A 17,339-nucleotide genomic window follows, 5' to 3' on the forward strand; every position below is an offset into this window, starting at 1 on the left:
GGCCATAAAGACTTGAAATGCGTCAGCCCTAAGTCGTAGTGACGACAGGGTTACACCCGTCGGACGATCGGTTTTTATCGGAATGGAAGCATACGGGGCTATATGCCATCATCCTTGATCCGCCGCGGAGTGTGGGCGATCGGCGTTGCCGCCATCGTCATCGCGCTGGTGGTCGCGGCCCTGCCGCTGATCGCCTCGACGCGGATCGTGCGTGACCGCATCGCGTGGGAGTTAAGCGCCTGGAGCGGCTTTCGAGTTGCCATCGAAGGGTCGCCGCGCATCGAGGTCTGGCCGAAATTCCGCGCGATCCTGACCGATGTGACACTGTCGAAGTGGACCGACGGCGATGCCCCGCCGGTCGTCGAAGCCGAAAGGGTCGAGGTTGACCTCTCGGCCATGGCGGCATTGCAGGGCGATGTGGCGTTTTCCACGGCACGGCTGGTGCGGCCGACAATCCGGGTGCAGCGCACGGCGGATGGCCTGTTCCTGCCCACGGCGCCGACGGGCGGGCGCATCGCGCGCTCCATCGACGCGGCTCGCGGCGTGGTCAATGCCGACCCCGCCAAGCCCGATCTCGACAAGCTGCCAGCCGACACTTTCGGCACCGTCGAGTTCAGGGATGGCCGCATGGTGGCGTCCGTCAACGGCAAGGATGTGGAGATCCTGAGCAGTCTTAGCGGCCAGGCCACCTGGGCGGCGATGAACAGCAATGCGACACTGTCCGCGACCGGGATCTGGCGCGGCGAAAGCGTGACGGTGGATGCCGCCTCGCCGAGACCGCTGGTGCTGTTTGCCGGGGGCACGGCGCCGCTCACCCTGTCCTTCAAGGCAGCGCCCGCCACCTTCTCCTTCGACGGCACCGCCAGCATGTCCGAAAACGCCTATTTCGACGGCCAGGTGAAATTCGCGGCCCCATCGCTGCGCCGCGTACTGGAATGGTCGCAGGCCGGCATCGCGCCGAGCGCGGCAATCGGCTCGGTCAGCATTTCGAGCAAGGTCACGGCGTCGGCCGGCCGCATCAAATTCGAGAACACGGCGCTGGCGCTGGACAATAACCCGGGCATGGGCGCGCTGGACGTGTCGCTCGGCGAGACGCAGCCGGTGATTTCGGGCACGCTTGCCTTCGACACGCTCGACCTCAGGTCGTTCCTGTCCGCCTTCACGCCACTGGGACCGGCGACCAGCGCCGAGCCGGGCCAGGTCGACACGAGTTTCGCCGACCGGGTCAACCTCGATCTCAGGTTGTCGGCGGCCCATGCCACGGCGGGAAGCATCCAGCTTGCCGATGTCGCGGCCACCGCCCAGGTCAAGGACGGTCTTTCCGTCTTCGATATCTCCGACGCCTCGGCTTTTGGCGGCAACGTCCAGACCAGCCTTCGCTTCGACCGCAAACCCGAAGGCACCCAGGTCGAGATCCGGCTACTGGCCTCCGACGTCGATGGCGGCGCGTTCGGTACCGCGGCCGGGATGACCCGGCTGGTGCCGGTTGGCACGGGCACCGTTTCGGTCATCCTCAAGGGACCGGGAAGGACCTGGGATTCGATCTTCGAAAACGCCGACGGCTCGGTCTCGGCGACCTTCGGCCCTGGCGCGCTCAGCAAGTTCAACCTGCCGGCGTTTCTCAAGCATACCGAACAAGGCGGCTTCTTCGCGCTCGACGACGTCTCGGACGGGACGCTGCCCATCGATGGCGCCGAAGTGAAGGCAACCATTTCGAGAGGTGTGGCGAGACTCGACAAGGCAGAGGCCAATTCGGCGAAATACAAGATCTGGCTTTCCGGCATCGCATCCTACGCAGGACGCGGACTGGCACTGTCGGGCGGTGTTATCCAGCCGGATCAGCCTGCAACGCAAAAAACTGGCCAGCAAGGCCCCAACCAGTCGTCGTTTTTCGTCGGCGGAACGTGGAGCACGCCGTTCATTTCACCCATCAGCCGTGGCGTTTCGGGCGAATAAGGCATTGCTCCTGAAGCGCCGCTCCTAGAGAGGTTCAGCGTTTGATAGAATCGCCGATCCGCTCTAACTCTTTGTTTTCACGCAATTCCCAAGGGGAAGCGCTCCGCACTTCTCCCGGGAAAACCGTTGCACCCTTTTCCCGGAATTGCTCTACCCGCGTTGCGCGGCCCGCTCGTCAAGCTGCCGCTGCACCTCGCGTCGCTTGTTGGCGACCGAAGCGATGATCACGCCAACCGTGACGATCGCGATCAGGATGGTGCAGGCGGCATTGATCTCCGGCGTCACGCCGAGACGGACCTGGCTGTAGATCTTCATCGGCAGCGTGGTGGCGCCAGGGCCCGAAGCAAAGCTGGCGATGACCAGGTCGTCCAGTGACAGCGTGAAGGCCAGCATCCAGCCGGACACGATCGCCGGCAGGATGACCGGCAGCGTGATCTGGAAGAAGGTCTTCACCGGCGGCGCGCCAAGATCCATGGCGGCTTCCTCCAGCGAACGATCGAAGCTGACAAGCCGCGACTGCACGACGACCGCGACAAAGCACATTGTGAAGGTGATATGCGCGAGGATCACGGTCGTCATGCCGCGATCCATGCCGATGGCGACAAACAGCAGGAGCAGCGACAGGCCGGTAATGACATCAGGCATGACCAATGGTGCGAAGATCATGCCCGAGAACAGGACCCTGCCCCGGAAGCGTGTGTAGCGGGTCAGCGCCAAGGCGCCCATGGTGCCGAGAACCGTGGCCACGGTCGCTGAAATCAGACCGACGCGGATGGTCACCCATGCGGCGTCCATAAGGCCCTGATTGTGGAACAGCGACACGTACCATTTGGTCGAGAAGCCGCCCCAGACGGTGACGAGCTTGGACTCGTTGAAGGAGAAGACGACGAGCAGCACGATCGGCAAATAGAGAAAGGCAAAACCGAGCGTGATCGAGGTGATGTTGAAGCGGCTCCAGGTGGTGTTCATTTGTCCTGCTCCTGCGCGCGGGCCTGGGCATGCTGGAACAACACGATCGGTACGATCAGCAGCAATAGCAGGATGACGGCAACGGCCGACGACACCGGCCAGTCACGATTGGCGAAGAACTCGTTCCACAGCGTCTTGCCGATCATCAGCGTCTGTGAGCCGCCGAGCAGGTCGGGGATGACGAACTCACCGACGGCCGGGATGAACACCAGCAGGCAGCCGGCAATGACGCCCGGCAGCGACAGCGGGAAGGTGATCTTCCAGAAGGCAGCTGTCGGCGGGCAGCCGAGGTCCTTGGCTGCCTCGATCAAGGAATAGTCCATTTTTTCCAGCGACGAATAAAGCGGTAGCACCATGAACGGCAGGTAGGAATAAACGATGCCGATGAAGATTGCCGTATAGGTGTTGAGGATCACCAGCGGCTGGTCGATGATGCGCAGCGCCAGGAGCAGCTGGTTGAGCAGGCCCTCGGGCTTCAGGATCCCGATCCAGGCATAGACGCGGATCAGGAACGAGGTCCAGAACGGCAGGATGACCAGCATCAGCAATGTCGGGCGGATCGTGGCCGGAGCGCGCGCCATGCCATAGGCGATGGGATAGCCAACCAGCAAGGTCAGCACCGTCGAGACGGCAGCGATGACGACGCTGGTGAGGTAGGCCCTGAAGTAGAGTGCGTCCTGCGTCAGCCAGGCATAGTTGTCGAAGTTGAGGTCGCGAAAGCCGGCGAAGAAGCCGGAAACGCCGTCGCTGAAATCGAGCACCGGCGTATAGGGCGGCATGGCGATAGCCGTCTGCGACAGCGAGATCTTGAAGACGATGATGAAGGGGACGAGAAAGAAGAACAACAGCCAGAGATAGGGAACGATGATGACGAGCCGGCTGACGAAGCCGGCACCCAGCCGTATCAGGAACGGCTCGGCGGCAGTCGATGGCGCGGCGGCATCGGCGACGGCGACATTGGACATGACCGCCCCCCTACCGTGCCAGCACGACGCCGGCGTCGGGCCGGAAGGACACCCAGGCACGGTCGTTCCAGGTCAGCGGGTCCTCGGTCACACGGGCCGCGTTCAGCGCGCTTGCCCGCACGATCTGCCCGTCGTCCAGCCTGACGTGATAGACCGTCATGTCGCCGAGATAGGCGATGTCGTAAACCTCGCCCTCCAGCGCGTTGACGGCATCGGCCGGCTTCTTCGACGAGACCCTGATCTTCTCCGGCCTGATGGCGAAGACGATATTGGCATCGGCCTTTGCATTCGCGCCACCATTCTCGACGACGATCTGGGCCCCGCTTGGACCTGTGATGCGCGTCGTGTTGGCCGACTGTTCGGCAACCTTGCCCTCGAACATGTTCACGTTGCCGACGAAATGGGCGACGAAGCGCGACGTCGGGGCTTCGTAGACTTCCGGCGGCGTCGCCACCTGCATCACCTCGCCCTTGTCCATGATGGCGATGCGGTCGGCCATCGTCATCGCCTCTTCCTGGTCATGGGTGACGACGACGAAGGTGAGACCAAGCTCCTGCTGCAGATCCATCAGTTCGAACTGGGTTTCCTCGCGCAGTTTCTTGTCGAGCGCGCCGAGCGGCTCGTCGAGCAGCAGCACCTTAGGTCGCTTGGCGACCGAGCGAGCAAGCGCGACGCGCTGGCGCTGGCCGCCGGAGAGCTGATGGGGCTTGCGCTTGGCGAACCGCTCGAGCTTGACCAGCTTCAGCATGTCGGCGACGCGCTTTTCGATATCGGGCTTGGCCATGCCTTCCTGCTTGAGGCCGAAGGCGATATTCTTCTCCACCGTCATATGCGGGAACAGGGCATAGGACTGGAACATCATGTTGACCGGCCGGCGATAAGGCGGAATGCCGCGCAGATCCTGGCCATCGAGCAGGATGCGGCCGGCCGTCGGTTCCTCGAAGCCGGCAAGCATCCTGAGCAGCGTCGACTTTCCGCAACCCGAGGCGCCAAGCAGGGCGAAGAACTCGCGCTCGAAAATGGTCAGCGACAGATTGTTGACGGCGGTGAAGTCACCGAACTTCTTGGTGACGTTGTCAAACTGGATATATGGCTTGGCGTTCGGGTCGTTCCATGGCGCGAAGTCCCTGCGGATGCTGCCAAGCGATTTCATATCCCACTCCGTGTTTTTATATTCCCCAAAAACAGAAAACGACCCCGGCAGTTGGCTGCCGGGGTCGCGTCGGATTGCCTACTGGCCGGTGACGATCTTGGTCCAGCTGCGCGTGACGATGCGTTGGGTCTTGGGATCGTAAGGCTGGATGGTATAGAGCTTCTGCAAGGTCGCGGCGTCCGGATAAACCGAAGGATCGTCGAGCAGCGCCTTGTCGACGAATTGCTGCGATGCCTTGTTGCCGTTGGCATAAAGGACATAGTTCGACGATTTGGCGATCACTTCCGGCGTCATCATGTAGTTGATGAATTCGAGCGCCTCGGCGACATGCGGCGCATCGGCGGGGATCGCCATCTGATCGAACCACATCTGGGCGCCTTCCTTCGGCACGGAATAGCCGATTTCCACGCCTTGCTTGGCCTCGACCGCGCGGTTGCGAGCCTGGAACACATCACCCGACCAGCCGACCGCCAGGCAGATGTCGCCATTGGCAAGCGCGTTGATGTATTCGGACGAGTGGAACTTCCTGATGTAGGGACGGATCTTGAGAAGAGCTTCCTCGGCCTTGGCGATATCGTCAGGCGAGGTGCTGTTGGGGTCCAGACCGAGATACTTCAGCGCCGCTGGTATGATGTCGGACGGAGAATCCAGCACATAGACACCGCAATCCTTCAACTTGGCCAGGCTGTCCGGATTGAAGAAGGTATCCCAGCTGTCGATCTTGTCGGTGCCGAGCGCTGCCTGCACTTTCTTGGTGTTGTAACCGATGCCGACCGTGCCCCACATGTAATTGACCGAGTATTCGTTGCCGGGGTCGTATTTGGCGGTGCGCTCCGTGACCGTATCCCACATGTTGGAGAGGTTCGGCAGCTTAGACTTGTCGAGCTTCTGGAACACGCCGGCCTGGATTTGGCGGGCGAGGAAACTGCCGCTCGGCACGACGACGTCGTAGCCGCTGCCGCCGGCGAGCAGCTTGGTTTCGAGGATTTCGTTGGAATCGAAGGTGTCGTAAACGACCTTGATGCCGGTCTTCTTGGTGAAATCATCGATGATCGAACTGTCAATATAGTCCGACCAGTTGAAGACGTTGACGACGCGGTCCGCGGCGTGACCGGCTGGCATCGAAAGCGCCAGAAATACCGAGGTTGCCGAAAGCCAGAACGCTTTGCGGATCATGCTATTCTCCTTTGGTGAGTGTTCCATTGCCGGCGCGTCGCGACATGCTCGCGCGGCCGGGCATTTGCTTCAGACTATTGAGCTTTCCGGGGGCCGACAAGCGCCAACCGGCACGCCGCCCGCGGCCACCAGGTTGTTCGGGGCGGGAAGGAATTGCGGTGCCGTCAGAAGCTTTCGCCGCCGCGCGGACAGAGATACAAGAATGTGGTCCGGTCTCGATCGAGCCGCCGGGGAGACTTGGCAAGATACGCCTGTCTTGTTGTTGCCGTAGTCCCAGCCTGCCCGGGCGGCAGCGACATTGTCAATGGGCAAAGCTTCGGCGCCGGCATCAATTAGGCGAAGGCACTCCGGTGACCCCAGCCCGCTGCGGCCGCGCCTGGCGTTTGAATTCGAGCCCGATATGGACAAGCAGCGCCGTGACCACCACCGCGCCGCCTATGATGGTGCGCCCGGACGGCACCTCGGAATGGATGAGCCAGACCCATATCGGCCCCAGGATCGGCTCGAACGTGCCGAGCAGTGCCGCGATCGCCGCCGGGATCAGGCGCGCGCCGGTGGCGAAGAAAGCAAGGCCAAGGCCGAGATTGACCACACCAAAGACGAAGAGAAAGCCCATGTCGCCGGCCGATACCGTGAAGGTCGAGGCCTGCGAGGCAGCGAAGCCTGCGGCCAGGATCGTGCCGAGACAGGTCGCCGGCGTCATGCGCACGCTGGAGAAGCGCCGGGTGATGACGGTGGCGGTCGAGAACATGAATGCGATCAGCAGCGCCAGTCCGTCGCCTATGGGCGAGACGGAGCCGTCAAGAGATTCAGACACCATGATGGCGACGCCGGCGATGACGGCGGCAATCGCCATCCAGGTTGCGACGGTTACTCTTTCGCGAAACAGCGCCCAGGCAAACAGGGCCGCCAGGAGCGGCACGCCAGCCTGCATCAGGAGGATATTGGCGACTGTGGTATAGGCAAGCGCCACGACGAACGAGGTCGACGCAATGGCGAAGCAGAATCCCACCGCAATGCCCGGCAGGCCCATGTCCCGGAACGACTTCACCATGCCGCGCCAGCCGTCACGCCAGGCCATGAAGCAGAGCAGGAAGGCGGCAGCCCAGACGGAGCGCCAGAAGATAACCGTCCAGCTGTCGCCAACGCTGATGAAGCGGGCGATGGTGCCGCCGAAACTCCACATCAGCGCCGACAGGAAGACCAGCAGCATGCCGACGCGTTCCTCGCGCGGCGAGACTGTCGAGGTAGCAAGGCCGGGCGATGATGCTGTGTCTGTCATGGCGCGACTGTCGAGCTTTTGTGGACGGGACGATGCGCAAGGGGCGACAATAAACTGCTCTGTTCGCGTAACGCAAAGACTTGGGCCGCGGGTGATCCAGAGACCGGCGACGATTGTGGCACCTTTGCTGCAGCGTTACTGGAAATCGAACGCGCTCAGGCCGGTCACCATCTCGTCGAGGCCGAGCGGTCTGGTCACCGGCGGCTCTGCGCGCGCCAGGCAGCCGACACGCTCGCAAAGCCGGCAGGCCGGGCCGACTGGCGTCGCCGCGATGCCCGCCCCTACCTTTGCACCGACTGCCGTGCCGGGCAGGGCCGCACCATAGACCATGTCGTCGCGAAAGCCGATGTCGCAGCCGAGCAGCAGTGCCGTGCGGCGCGGGCGTTCGGAGAACGCTCCTTGCGGCCCCTCCAGGGTGCGGGCCATGCATAGGAACTCGGCGCCGTCGGGCATTTCCACCGCCTCGACGAAGATCTGGCCGGGCTGGGTGAAGGCGACATGCACGGGCAGCTTGGGACAGCCGCCGCCAAACCGGCTTTGCGGAAAGCCCTGGCTGCCGGCCTTGCGAAAGCGGTTTCCGGCATTGTCGACCTCCAGCATGAAGAAGGGCACCCCAGAAGCCCCTGGCCGCTGCAGCATGGTCAGCCGGTTTGCCGCTTGCTCGAAGGAAACGCCAAAGCGCGAGCGCAGGACGTCGATGTCGTAACGTGAGCGAATAGCCGCCGCGTGAAAGGGCTGATAGGGCATCATCAGCGCATGGGCGGCATAGCGGCCGAGTTCGAAGCGGGCAAGGCGGCGCGCCTCGTCCGTGGCCAGTCTCAGCGCCTGAATCTCGCCGGCGACCGCGACCGTCATGCGGATCAGGCAGGCCTCCATCGCGACTTCACGCAACTGGTCGAAAGGCGACAGGCGCTCGGAAAGGAACAGGCGCTGCGAATGGCGGTCGTAGCGACGGCGCCAGTTCGGCATGGTGGCGACCGGCAGAACCTTGACCACGATGCCGTATTCGCGCTTCAGCCATGCCTTCAAGGCGCCAGACAGGTCGTCGCCGGGATCGAGCACCGAGGTGAACGCCTCGGCCTCTTCCTCGAGCGAGGAAAAATGGTTCGGTCGCCGCTCGAAAATCTCGTGCACCTCGTCGATCGGCAGGCGGGCGCCGGAGAGCGCGGTCGCCCGCCCTTCGCGCGCCAGAAGCTCGTTGAGGTCGGACAGCCGCTCGGCCTGCTCGCGATAGGCGCGGAACAGTTTTATCACCGCGGCGGAGGCATTGGGCGCCGCCTCGGCAAGCTCGATCAGTTCCTGGTCTCCCGGCAGTTCGCCGACAAGCAACGGATCGGAGAACACCTCCTTCAGGGCAGCGACCGAGCCCCTCGCCTCGCCCTGCAGCTCATGCGGATCGACCTTGTAGACGGAGGCCAGCTTCAGGATCAGTTGCACCGTCAGCGGCCGCTGGTTGCGCTCGATCAGATTGAGGTAGGACGGCGAGATGCCGAGCCCCTCGGCCATCGCCGTCTGGGTCAGGCCCTTGGCGCCGCGGATGCGGCGAATACGCGGCCCGGCGAAAATCTTCTGATCAGCCATCGACTATCCTTGACAAGATTTACACGACATCCGCCGCAATCCCAAAGCCGCTTTCCTTTACAGGATTGACAAATTTACAGTGCCTTCCTGTCAAACACAACACAGATTTTCTCTTATATCCGACCGGTTTTCCTAATTTTTCTGGCTCATCTCGCGCCGAAATGTAAATTCAGTCACATAGAAGCGCCCCCAACAAATTGGCGCGCAGACATCATCCAGAACCCTCCGGAGTGACCAATGACTGATTTTTACAACCTCGTTCCCTCGGCGCCTGAAGGTCGCTTCGACGGCATTGAACGCCCTTATTCGCCGGAGGACGTGAAGCGGCTGCGCGGTTCGGTGCAGATCAGGCAGAGCCTTGCCGAAATGGGGGCCAACCGGCTGTGGAAACTCATCCACGAGGACGACTTCGTCAACGCATTGGGCGCCATGTCCGGCAACCAGGCGATGCAGCAGGTGCGCGCCGGACTGAAGGCGATCTATCTGTCGGGCTGGCAGGTTGCCGCCGATGCGAACACCGCCTCGGCAATGTATCCCGACCAGTCGCTCTATCCGGCCAATGCGGCGCCCGAACTGGTCAAGCGCATCAACCGCACGCTGCAGCGCGCCGACCAGATCGAGACCTCCGAGGGCAAGGGGCTTTCTGTCGAGACCTGGTTCGCGCCGATCGTTGCCGACGCCGAAGCCGGCTTCGGCGGTCCGCTCAATGCCTTCGAGATCATGAAGGCATTCATCGAGGCGGGCGCCGCCGGCGTCCACTATGAGGACCAGCTGGCGTCGGAGAAGAAGTGCGGCCATCTCGGCGGCAAGGTGCTGATCCCGACCGCGGCGCACATCCGCAACCTCAACGCGGCGCGGCTCGCGGCCGACGTGATGGGCACACCCACACTGGTCGTGGCACGCACCGACGCGGAGGCGGCAAAGCTGCTCACCTCCGATATCGATGAGCGCGACCAGCCCTTCGTCGACTATGATGCCGGCCGCACGGTGGAAGGCTTCTACCAGGTCAGGAACGGCATCGAGCCTTGCATCGCACGGGCCATTGCTTACGCGCCCCACGCCGACCTGATCTGGTGCGAGACCTCGAAGCCCGACCTGGCGCAGGCCAAGAAATTCGCTGAGGGTGTGCGCAGGCACCATCCGGGCAAGCTGCTCGCCTATAATTGCTCGCCGTCGTTCAACTGGAAGAAGAATCTCGACGACGCCACGATCGCCAAGTTCCAGCGGGAACTGGGCGCCATGGGCTACAAGTTCCAGTTCATCACGCTGGCCGGCTTCCACCAGCTCAACTACGGCATGTTCGAACTCGCCCGCGGCTACAAGGCGCGGCAGATGGCGGCCTATTCCGAGTTGCAGGAAGCGGAATTCGCCGCGGAAGCCAATGGCTATACCGCGACCAAGCACCAGCGGGAGGTCGGCACCGGCTATTTCGACGCCGTCTCGATGGCGATCACCGGGGGCCGGTCATCGACCACCGCCATGCATGAATCGACCGAGCACGCGCAGTTCAAGCCGGCAGCGGAGTGAGTTCGCAAAAAGACGACCAACAGAGGAACGCCTGAGAGGGCAAGGACATAGGAGAAGACCAATGGCATCGATAAGCCGTGTCAAGGAACGGGCGGAAGAGCAATCGACCACGATGAGCGTCGACCAGCAGGCGACGATCCGCATGCTGGCCAACGATCTGCACAGGCTGAACCAGTCGGTGATGAAGGCCGTCGAGGCGGGCGTCTCGGTGGAGCTCGTGCGCTCTGCAAGGCACCATGGCGGCGACGGCAATTGGGGCGATCTGCTGATCCCGGTGATCGTCACGCAGCAGAGCCACAGCTGATCGGAAATGGTCCAGGCGACCCTTCACCTGCGCAATGTATGCGCAGGTGAATTTTATTTTTACGTAACCAAGCCATGGACAGAGCAGTACAGTACTGTTGCTCGTATCCACTGTTGTGGAGAGTGCCATCCGGTTCTTTTATTTCAACTTGACATAGGGTCCGATCTCACGCCAATTGTCGCCCAGATTCAACTCTGCATTGAAATAGGGGCGAACTTCTTGGCCGACTTGGGTGCCCCGTGAAACGAGACGGCGAGACCGCAAAACATGTGAATCTGGTGACCCGGGATTCAAGTACCGAGACGATCCACGATCTCTCCCGGGTGCTTGTCGTCGGGAAGTCGCCGATCAACCGGGTCGTGGTATCGAAGATCGTCGAGCGATCCGGACTCAGACCAATCTCGGAATCGCCTGATATCGCAGCGAAAACCTTGCGGACGCTGGTGCCGGGCGCGATTGTGCTCGACGGCGGCCCCGACAACAAGGATTGCGACAACCTGATGCCCGGCATCGAAAAATTGCGCCGGGCCTCGGGCAAATCGCTTCCTCCCGTGATCCTGCTTTCAACCAAGAACGGCACGCCGGAGAGCCTTGGCCTGGCGAATATCATCGATGCGGTGGTGGCCAAGCCGATCACGCCCGAACGGCTGCAACCGGTGATCGATCGTCTGATCAGCCGCTGAGGCAATTGCGGGAAAGTCGTGCAGCGGTTTTTTCCCTCCGGAATTATGCAAAAAGCAAATAATCGAAGTCGCGATCAGCCCGGCTTCGCGATGCTTTCTATCAGTTCCGGCAATTGGCCGAGATCCGATATCTGGCGGAAACGCGGCTCGGCAACTGGCGCCTCGACGTGTTCGAGCACCCAGGTCAGTTCGTGTGGCACATGGACACCCCAGCCGCCGGCCTCGATGGCGGGCACCACGTCCGACTTCAGCGAATTGCCGACCATCATGCTCCTTGCCGGACCATCGCCATGGCGGTTGAAAAGGCGCGCATAAGTCGCGGCGGTCTTGTCGCTGACGATCTCGACGGCGTCGAACAGGTCGCCCAGACCGGAGCCGACCAGCTTGCGCTCCTGATCAAACAGATCGCCCTTGGTGATCAGGACGAGGCGGAAGGTGCCGGCGAGTTTCTCGACCGTCTCGCGTGCATGCGGCAACGGCTCGATCGGATGGCGCAGCATCTCGCGCCCGGCGTCCAGAATCTCCGCTATGACCGAAGCCGGTACGCGCCCGTCGGTGACCTCGATCGCCGTTTCGATCATCGAGAGCGTAAATCCCTTGATCCCGAAACCATAGATCGCAAGGTTGCGCCTCTCGGCCTCCAACAGCCGCGCCGATATCTGCTTTTCCTCGCCATGATCGGCCAGCATGGCGGCAAAGCGCTTTTCTGTCGTGCGGAAGAATTGTTCGTTCTGCCAAAGCGTGTCGTCGGCATCAAAGCCGATCATGGTCAGTTCGCTGCTGGTTCGCATCGCCGGCTTCTCGATTGCGGGAAGGCGCCAAACCTAAGCCGACCGGCAGGCGGTTTTCAACCTGCACCGGCAATTGCCGGCGGCGGCTCCCCTTCCCTTCCATCACGCGGCACGACTATACTCCGAAATCCGCAACCCAATCTGGTGAATGATGCCGCCTGCAAAAAAGGAAGTCCGTCCGTCGAGCCGCGGAGGACGGGCGCGCACGCCTGCCTTTGTGAAAAACCTGCGTGGTGTGAAGAACTGGAAGGAAGTCAGCGATTGGCTGGAATGGCGCGGCATCGAGGATATCGAATGCATCACGCCTGATCAGGCCGGCGTGGCGCGCGGCAAGATGATGCCGTCGAAGAAATTCACCTCCAACACCTCACTGGCGCTGCCCTCGGCCGTCTTCATGACGACGATTTCCGGCGGCTATCCAGAGGACGGCAACGGCTTCCACTATCCGGAAGACGACGGCGACCTCAAGCTGATGCCGGACCTGTCGACGCTGACAGTGGTGCCATGGGAAGAAGACCCGACGGCGGCCGTCATCTGCGACCTCGTCCACCAGGATGGCCGTTCGGTCGAGTTCACGCCGCGCAATGTGCTGAAGCGCGTCATTGCCGCCTACGACAGACTTGGGTTGAAGCCGGTCGTCGCGCCCGAGATCGAGTTCTACCTCGTGCGCAAGAATCCAGACCCGGACTATCCGTTGACCCCGCCCGTCGGCCGCTCCGGGCGCGCGATCGGCGGCGGCGCCGGCTATTCGATCGCCGGCGTCAACGAGTTCGACGAACTGATCGACGACATCTACCATTTCTCCGAAAGCCAGGGGCTTGAGATCGACACGCTCATCCACGAAGAGGGCGCCGGCCAGCTCGAGATCAATCTGCGCCATGGCGACCCGGTCGAACTTGCCGACCAGGTGTTCATGTTCAAGCGCACCATCCGTGAGGCGGCTCTCAAGCACGAGATCTACGCGACCTTCATGGCCAAGCCGATCCAGGGCCAACCGGGCTCGGCCATGCATATCCACCAGTCGATCATCGACAAGAAGACGGGCAGGAACATCTTTTCGGCCGAGGATGGTTCCGAAACCGAGGATTTTTTCCATTTCATCGGCGGCATGCAGAAGCACGTGCCGAACGCGTTGGTGATGTTCGCGCCCTACGTCAATTCCTACCGGCGGCTGACGCAGGCGGCATCGGCTCCCGTAAACAACAAATGGGGCTACGACAACCGCACCACGGCGTTCCGCGTGCCGCGTTCGGACCCCGCGGCGCGGCGCGTCGAGAACCGCATTCCGTCCTCCGACGCCAATCCCTACCTGGCACTTGCAGCCTCGCTCGCCTGCGGGCTGATCGGCATCACCAGGAAGATCAAGGCCGAGCCACCGGTGCTGACGACCGCCAACGCCGACGAGATCGACCTGCCGCGCAGCCTGCTCGAAGCGGTCGACCTGTTCGAAGGCGACGAGGAACTCTGCGCGTTGCTGGGCAAGTCCTTCGCCGCCACCTATGCGGCGATCAAACGTGCGGAATTCGAAACGTTCATGGAAGTGATCAGTCCGTGGGAGAGGGAGTATTTGTTGCTCAACGTCTGACCAGTCATGAACTATCAATCCCCAATTTCTCCTGGCCGCTCCTGGTATGAGGACACGGCCGGCCCACGGCCTGAATATCCGGTGCTCGATGGCGACCGGACCTGCGATGTCGTCATCATCGGTGGCGGCTTTACCGGCCTGTCGGCAGCGATTCATTTGGCCAAGGCCGGAGCGGACGTGGTGCTGATCGAGGCGCATCGCTTCGGCGACGGCGCTTCCGGGCGCAATGGCGGCCAGCTCGGCACCGGCCAACGCGCCTGGGCGGAGGATCTCGAGGCCGAATATGGCCTTTCCCGCGCCAAGGCGCTGTTCGATCTTGCCGAAGAGGCCAAAGCCCACCTGCTCGAATTCGCCGCCATCAACCAGATCGATATCGACTACATACCGGGTCAGCTTTCGGTTGCGCACAAGCCGCGCTATGTCGACGACTACAAGGCGCATGCCGAAATCATGGCCGGCCGTTTCTCCTACCCGCACATCTCATTCATGGATGCGAAGGAGACCGCGGAGCGGCTGGGTTCGAGCGCCTATTTCGGCGGCACGCGCGACACCGGCACCGGCCATATCCATCCGATGAAACTGGTGATCGGCACGGCGCGGGTAGCGGCACAAGCCGGCGCGCACCTGTTCGAAGGGACGCCATCAACCGGCATCATCTCCGCCGGCGGCAAGGTCAGAGTCTCCACACCGAGAGGGACGATCTCGGCGGAGAAATGCCTGATCGCGGTCAATGCCTATGGCGGAACGCTCGAGCCGGTGAGTGCCGCGCACATCATGCCGATAGGATCCTTCATCGGCGCGACCGTGCCGCTGGGGTCGGATTCGAAAGTGCTGCCAGGGGGCGAATCGGTCGACGATTCCCGTTTCGTCGTGCGCTATTTCCGCAAATCCCGGGATGGCCGGCTGCTGTTCGGCGGACGCGAGGTCTATGGCGTCAACGATCCAAAGGATATCCACATCCATATTCGCCGTCAGATCGCAGAGCTTTATCCGGCGCTGAGCGATGTCGAGATCACCCATGGCTGGGGCGGTTATGTCGGCATCACGGTGCCGAGAAAGCCGTTCGTGCGCGAAGTGAGGCCGAATGTGGTCTCGGCCGGCGGCTATTCGGGTCACGGCGTCATGCTGTCCAACTTCTTCGGCAAACTCTATGCCGAAACCGTCACAGGTAACCGCGACCGGCTGAAGCTGATCGAGGACTTGAAAATTCCGCCCTTTCCTGGCGGCCGCCGGTTCCGAGCGCCGCTGCTTTTCCTGGCGCTCAACTGGTTCGCGCTGCGCGACAGGATTTAATGCGTCGCGCAAAAGTGCCCTCGCCCAGGACGAACGACGAGCATCAAAACAGATCTAAAGTGCGTTGTTATAAGTCCGGTTCGAGGCGACGTGCTTCAGGCAGGGATCGGATCGCCGTCATCTGATGCGATCACGATCTCATGTAATATTGTAATATTCATGTAACATTTGTTGCCCGGGCGACACATTGCGGAATTGCCGGCGAAGGCGCAGAATCCTCGGTAATGGCGTACTGATGCCACAATCGCGGACGAAAGGTCCGCATCTGGGCGATTGTTCGGGGATTGTTGCGGGCCTGCCCGCGTTTTGGGACCGATGCTGATCGAACGCACGATTTGCGAGATTTGATCGAAAGAACACCGGCCCGCTTATGGAGGTGGCAAGAGTGAGAGAGCCCTTCAGTTTCGGTGCTCCGGAACGTCGGCGCTTTGCCATGCAGTTCGGCTATGACATGCGCCCGTCATTCTGGCAGGGTGTCCGTTCGAACTCGCACCTGGTCATTGCCGCGGTCGGTACCGCCGCACTGCTTGGCGTTGCCGCGGTTGCACTCTGGCTGGCATTGCCGACCAGCGAGAGGCAAGCGGCCGCCAGCCCCGAGCAGAGCATTCCGGCCATTCCAGTGAAGACGACGAAAGTTTCCCCTTCGGGGACTACGGTCACCGCAGCTGCCGTGACACCGCAGGCGGAGCGCAAGTCCAGCCAGGTGTCACCGATCATGGCAGCGGCGGCGGGCAACATACAAGCGCTTGCGGCCAATGATCCCCGCTGGACCGGGGCACAGCCAAAGGCTGCCGCCGCGGCAGCTGATCCCGATCAAGCGGCTGCCCCCAGCCAGATAGCCAAGCAGCCCGAGCCGTTGCCTGACAAAACAGCGGCATTCGCCCAATCGTCTACCGATACCGATGCCACCGACGAGCTTGCCAAGGTCGCAGCGCCGAGCCCGCCTGCGACAAGCAGCAATCCCGATGGCGCGCAGACCGCCGGCATTCCGGAGACGCAGCCGCAAGTACCGGAACAAAAACCCGCAAATGCACAAGGCGAAGATGACGCAGCCAAGGCGAAGCCGCGCAAGGTGGCTGCGGCGGGCAGCGGCCGTATTCTCAGGACTGTCACCATGCGCAGTGCTCCGAAGAAGGGCGCAGCCTCCATGGGCACGGTGCCTGCCCGGACTTCAGTGCAACTGATGGGCTGCAAGCAGTGGTGCGAGATCGTCTACAACGGCAAGCACGGCTGGGTGTACAAGAGCTACGTCAAGCCCGACGCGTAATATCCGACGATCGCCGCATTCAGATGCAGCGCCCGCCATCGACTTCCAGCGCCACGCCGGTGATGAAGGCGGCCTCGTCCGAGGCCAGCCATAGAGCCGCATTGGCGATATCGAGCGGGGTCGACAGCCGGCCGAGCGGAATCGAGGCGCGGAATGTCTCGCGGATTTCGGGCGTATCGGCGCCCATGAATTTCTCCAGCATGCCGGTCTCGCCGGCGACCGGGCAGAGGCAGTTGACGCGGATATTTTTGGGCGCGAGTTCCACTGCCATCGATTTGGTGGCGGTGATCGCCCAGCCCTTCGAGGCATTGTACCAGGTGAGGCCAGGTCGAGGCCGCAGCCCCGCGGTGGACGCCGTGGTCAGGATGACGCCGCCGCCCTGCCGCTCCATGATCGGTATGACGGCAAGGGCGGCGTGATAGATCGCCTTCATGTTGACTGAGGTGATCAGGTCGAAGGTTTCCTCGTCGACCTTGAGCATATCGCCGTTGCGATGGGTGAACCCGGCATTGTTGACCATGATGTCGATGCGGCCGAAGGCGCTTTTGGCCGCATAGACCATCTCGTCGAACTCGGAACGCAACGAAACATCGGTCTGCGTCCAGATCGCCGCCGCGCCGATCTCGCCAGCGACACGTTCCGCCCCCTTGGCGTTGAGATCGGCAACGACGACCCTGGCGCCCTCTTGCGCAAAGCGCTTGGCCATGCCTTCGCCGAAGCCGGATGCCGCACCGGTGATAATGGCGACCTTGTTTTCCAGACGCATGCGTCTACCGCTCCTTGGGTTCATCGCGCAGCCTGCACGAA

Annotated in this window: 15 protein-coding genes; 7 read left to right on the forward strand and 8 right to left on the reverse strand. The window is 62.2% G+C overall.

What is annotated here, in order from left to right; translation table 11 throughout:
- Positions 1–102: 102 nt before the first annotated feature.
- A complete protein-coding gene (locus EN824_RS25825; protein ID WP_127277036.1) occupies positions 103–1,956 on the forward strand; it encodes an AsmA family protein in 1,854 nt (617 codons plus the stop codon).
- A gap of 150 nt (positions 1,957–2,106) precedes the next feature.
- On the opposite strand, the gene EN824_RS25830 is transcribed toward EN824_RS25825, so the two are convergent.
- The 6 genes from EN824_RS25830 to EN824_RS25855 all read right to left on the reverse strand — a co-directional run bounded on the left by EN824_RS25830 (position 2,107) and on the right by EN824_RS25855 (position 9,082).
- On the reverse strand, positions 2,107–2,925 hold the full coding sequence (locus tag EN824_RS25830) for an ABC transporter permease subunit (protein ID WP_127277034.1): 819 nt from the start codon (positions 2,923–2,925) through the stop codon (positions 2,107–2,109).
- Positions 2,922–3,890, reverse strand: a complete 969-nt coding sequence (locus EN824_RS25835; protein ID WP_127870860.1) for an ABC transporter permease subunit — start codon at positions 3,888–3,890, stop codon at positions 2,922–2,924. The genes EN824_RS25830 and EN824_RS25835 overlap by 4 nt, the downstream gene beginning before the upstream one ends.
- 10 nt (positions 3,891–3,900) lie before the next feature.
- Positions 3,901–5,043: an ABC transporter ATP-binding protein gene (locus tag EN824_RS25840; RefSeq protein WP_127277032.1), complete on the reverse strand. Its 1,143-nt coding sequence runs from the start codon at positions 5,041–5,043 to the stop codon at positions 3,901–3,903.
- Positions 5,044–5,121: 78 nt separating this feature from the next.
- Positions 5,122–6,219, reverse strand: a complete 1,098-nt coding sequence (locus tag EN824_RS25845; RefSeq protein ID WP_127277030.1) for a polyamine ABC transporter substrate-binding protein — start codon at positions 6,217–6,219, stop codon at positions 5,122–5,124.
- A gap of 328 nt (positions 6,220–6,547) precedes the next feature.
- Positions 6,548–7,501 (reverse strand): DMT family transporter, encoded by a 954-nt coding sequence (locus EN824_RS25850; RefSeq protein ID WP_127277028.1) that lies wholly within the window; start codon positions 7,499–7,501, stop codon positions 6,548–6,550.
- A gap of 135 nt (positions 7,502–7,636) precedes the next feature.
- Complete coding sequence (locus tag EN824_RS25855; RefSeq protein ID WP_135932859.1) at positions 7,637–9,082, reverse strand: helix-turn-helix domain-containing protein; 1,446 nt, start codon at positions 9,080–9,082, stop codon at positions 7,637–7,639.
- Between the two features lie 237 nt (positions 9,083–9,319).
- On the opposite strand from EN824_RS25855, the gene aceA reads away from it, so the two are divergent.
- From aceA to EN824_RS25870, 3 genes are all read left to right on the forward strand, one after another.
- Complete coding sequence (aceA, locus tag EN824_RS25860; protein ID WP_127870858.1) at positions 9,320–10,609, forward strand: isocitrate lyase; 1,290 nt, start codon at positions 9,320–9,322, stop codon at positions 10,607–10,609.
- Positions 10,610–10,670: 61 nt separating this feature from the next.
- A complete protein-coding gene (locus tag EN824_RS25865) occupies positions 10,671–10,913 on the forward strand; it encodes a hypothetical protein (RefSeq protein ID WP_023766759.1) in 243 nt (80 codons plus the stop codon).
- 278 nt (positions 10,914–11,191) lie between these two features.
- Complete coding sequence (locus tag EN824_RS25870) at positions 11,192–11,596, forward strand: response regulator (protein WP_245521014.1); 405 nt, start codon at positions 11,192–11,194, stop codon at positions 11,594–11,596.
- 74 nt (positions 11,597–11,670) lie between these two features.
- Here EN824_RS25870 and EN824_RS25875 read toward each other — a convergent pair whose 3' ends face one another.
- A complete protein-coding gene (locus tag EN824_RS25875; RefSeq protein ID WP_135932860.1) occupies positions 11,671–12,387 on the reverse strand; it encodes an HAD family hydrolase in 717 nt (238 codons plus the stop codon).
- 148 nt (positions 12,388–12,535) lie between these two features.
- Between EN824_RS25875 and EN824_RS25880 the strand changes: the two genes are divergently transcribed.
- The 3 genes from EN824_RS25880 to EN824_RS25890 all read left to right on the forward strand — a co-directional run bounded on the left by EN824_RS25880 (position 12,536) and on the right by EN824_RS25890 (position 16,532).
- On the forward strand, positions 12,536–13,972 hold the full coding sequence (locus EN824_RS25880) for a glutamine synthetase family protein (RefSeq protein WP_167531254.1): 1,437 nt from the start codon (positions 12,536–12,538) through the stop codon (positions 13,970–13,972).
- A 6-nt stretch (positions 13,973–13,978) separates the two neighbouring features.
- On the forward strand, positions 13,979–15,265 hold the full coding sequence (locus tag EN824_RS25885; protein WP_135932861.1) for an FAD-binding oxidoreductase: 1,287 nt from the start codon (positions 13,979–13,981) through the stop codon (positions 15,263–15,265).
- Positions 15,266–15,650: 385 nt separating this feature from the next.
- Positions 15,651–16,532, forward strand: a complete 882-nt coding sequence (locus EN824_RS25890) for an SH3 domain-containing protein (RefSeq protein WP_135916954.1) — start codon at positions 15,651–15,653, stop codon at positions 16,530–16,532.
- A gap of 19 nt (positions 16,533–16,551) precedes the next feature.
- On the opposite strand, the gene EN824_RS25895 is transcribed toward EN824_RS25890, so the two are convergent.
- Positions 16,552–17,298 (reverse strand): SDR family oxidoreductase, encoded by a 747-nt coding sequence (locus EN824_RS25895; protein WP_127870853.1) that lies wholly within the window; start codon positions 17,296–17,298, stop codon positions 16,552–16,554.
- Positions 17,299–17,339 lie beyond the last annotated feature (41 nt).

The organism is Mesorhizobium sp. M8A.F.Ca.ET.181.01.1.1 (genome assembly GCF_004792025.1).
Taxonomy (GTDB): domain Bacteria; phylum Pseudomonadota; class Alphaproteobacteria; order Rhizobiales; family Rhizobiaceae; genus Mesorhizobium.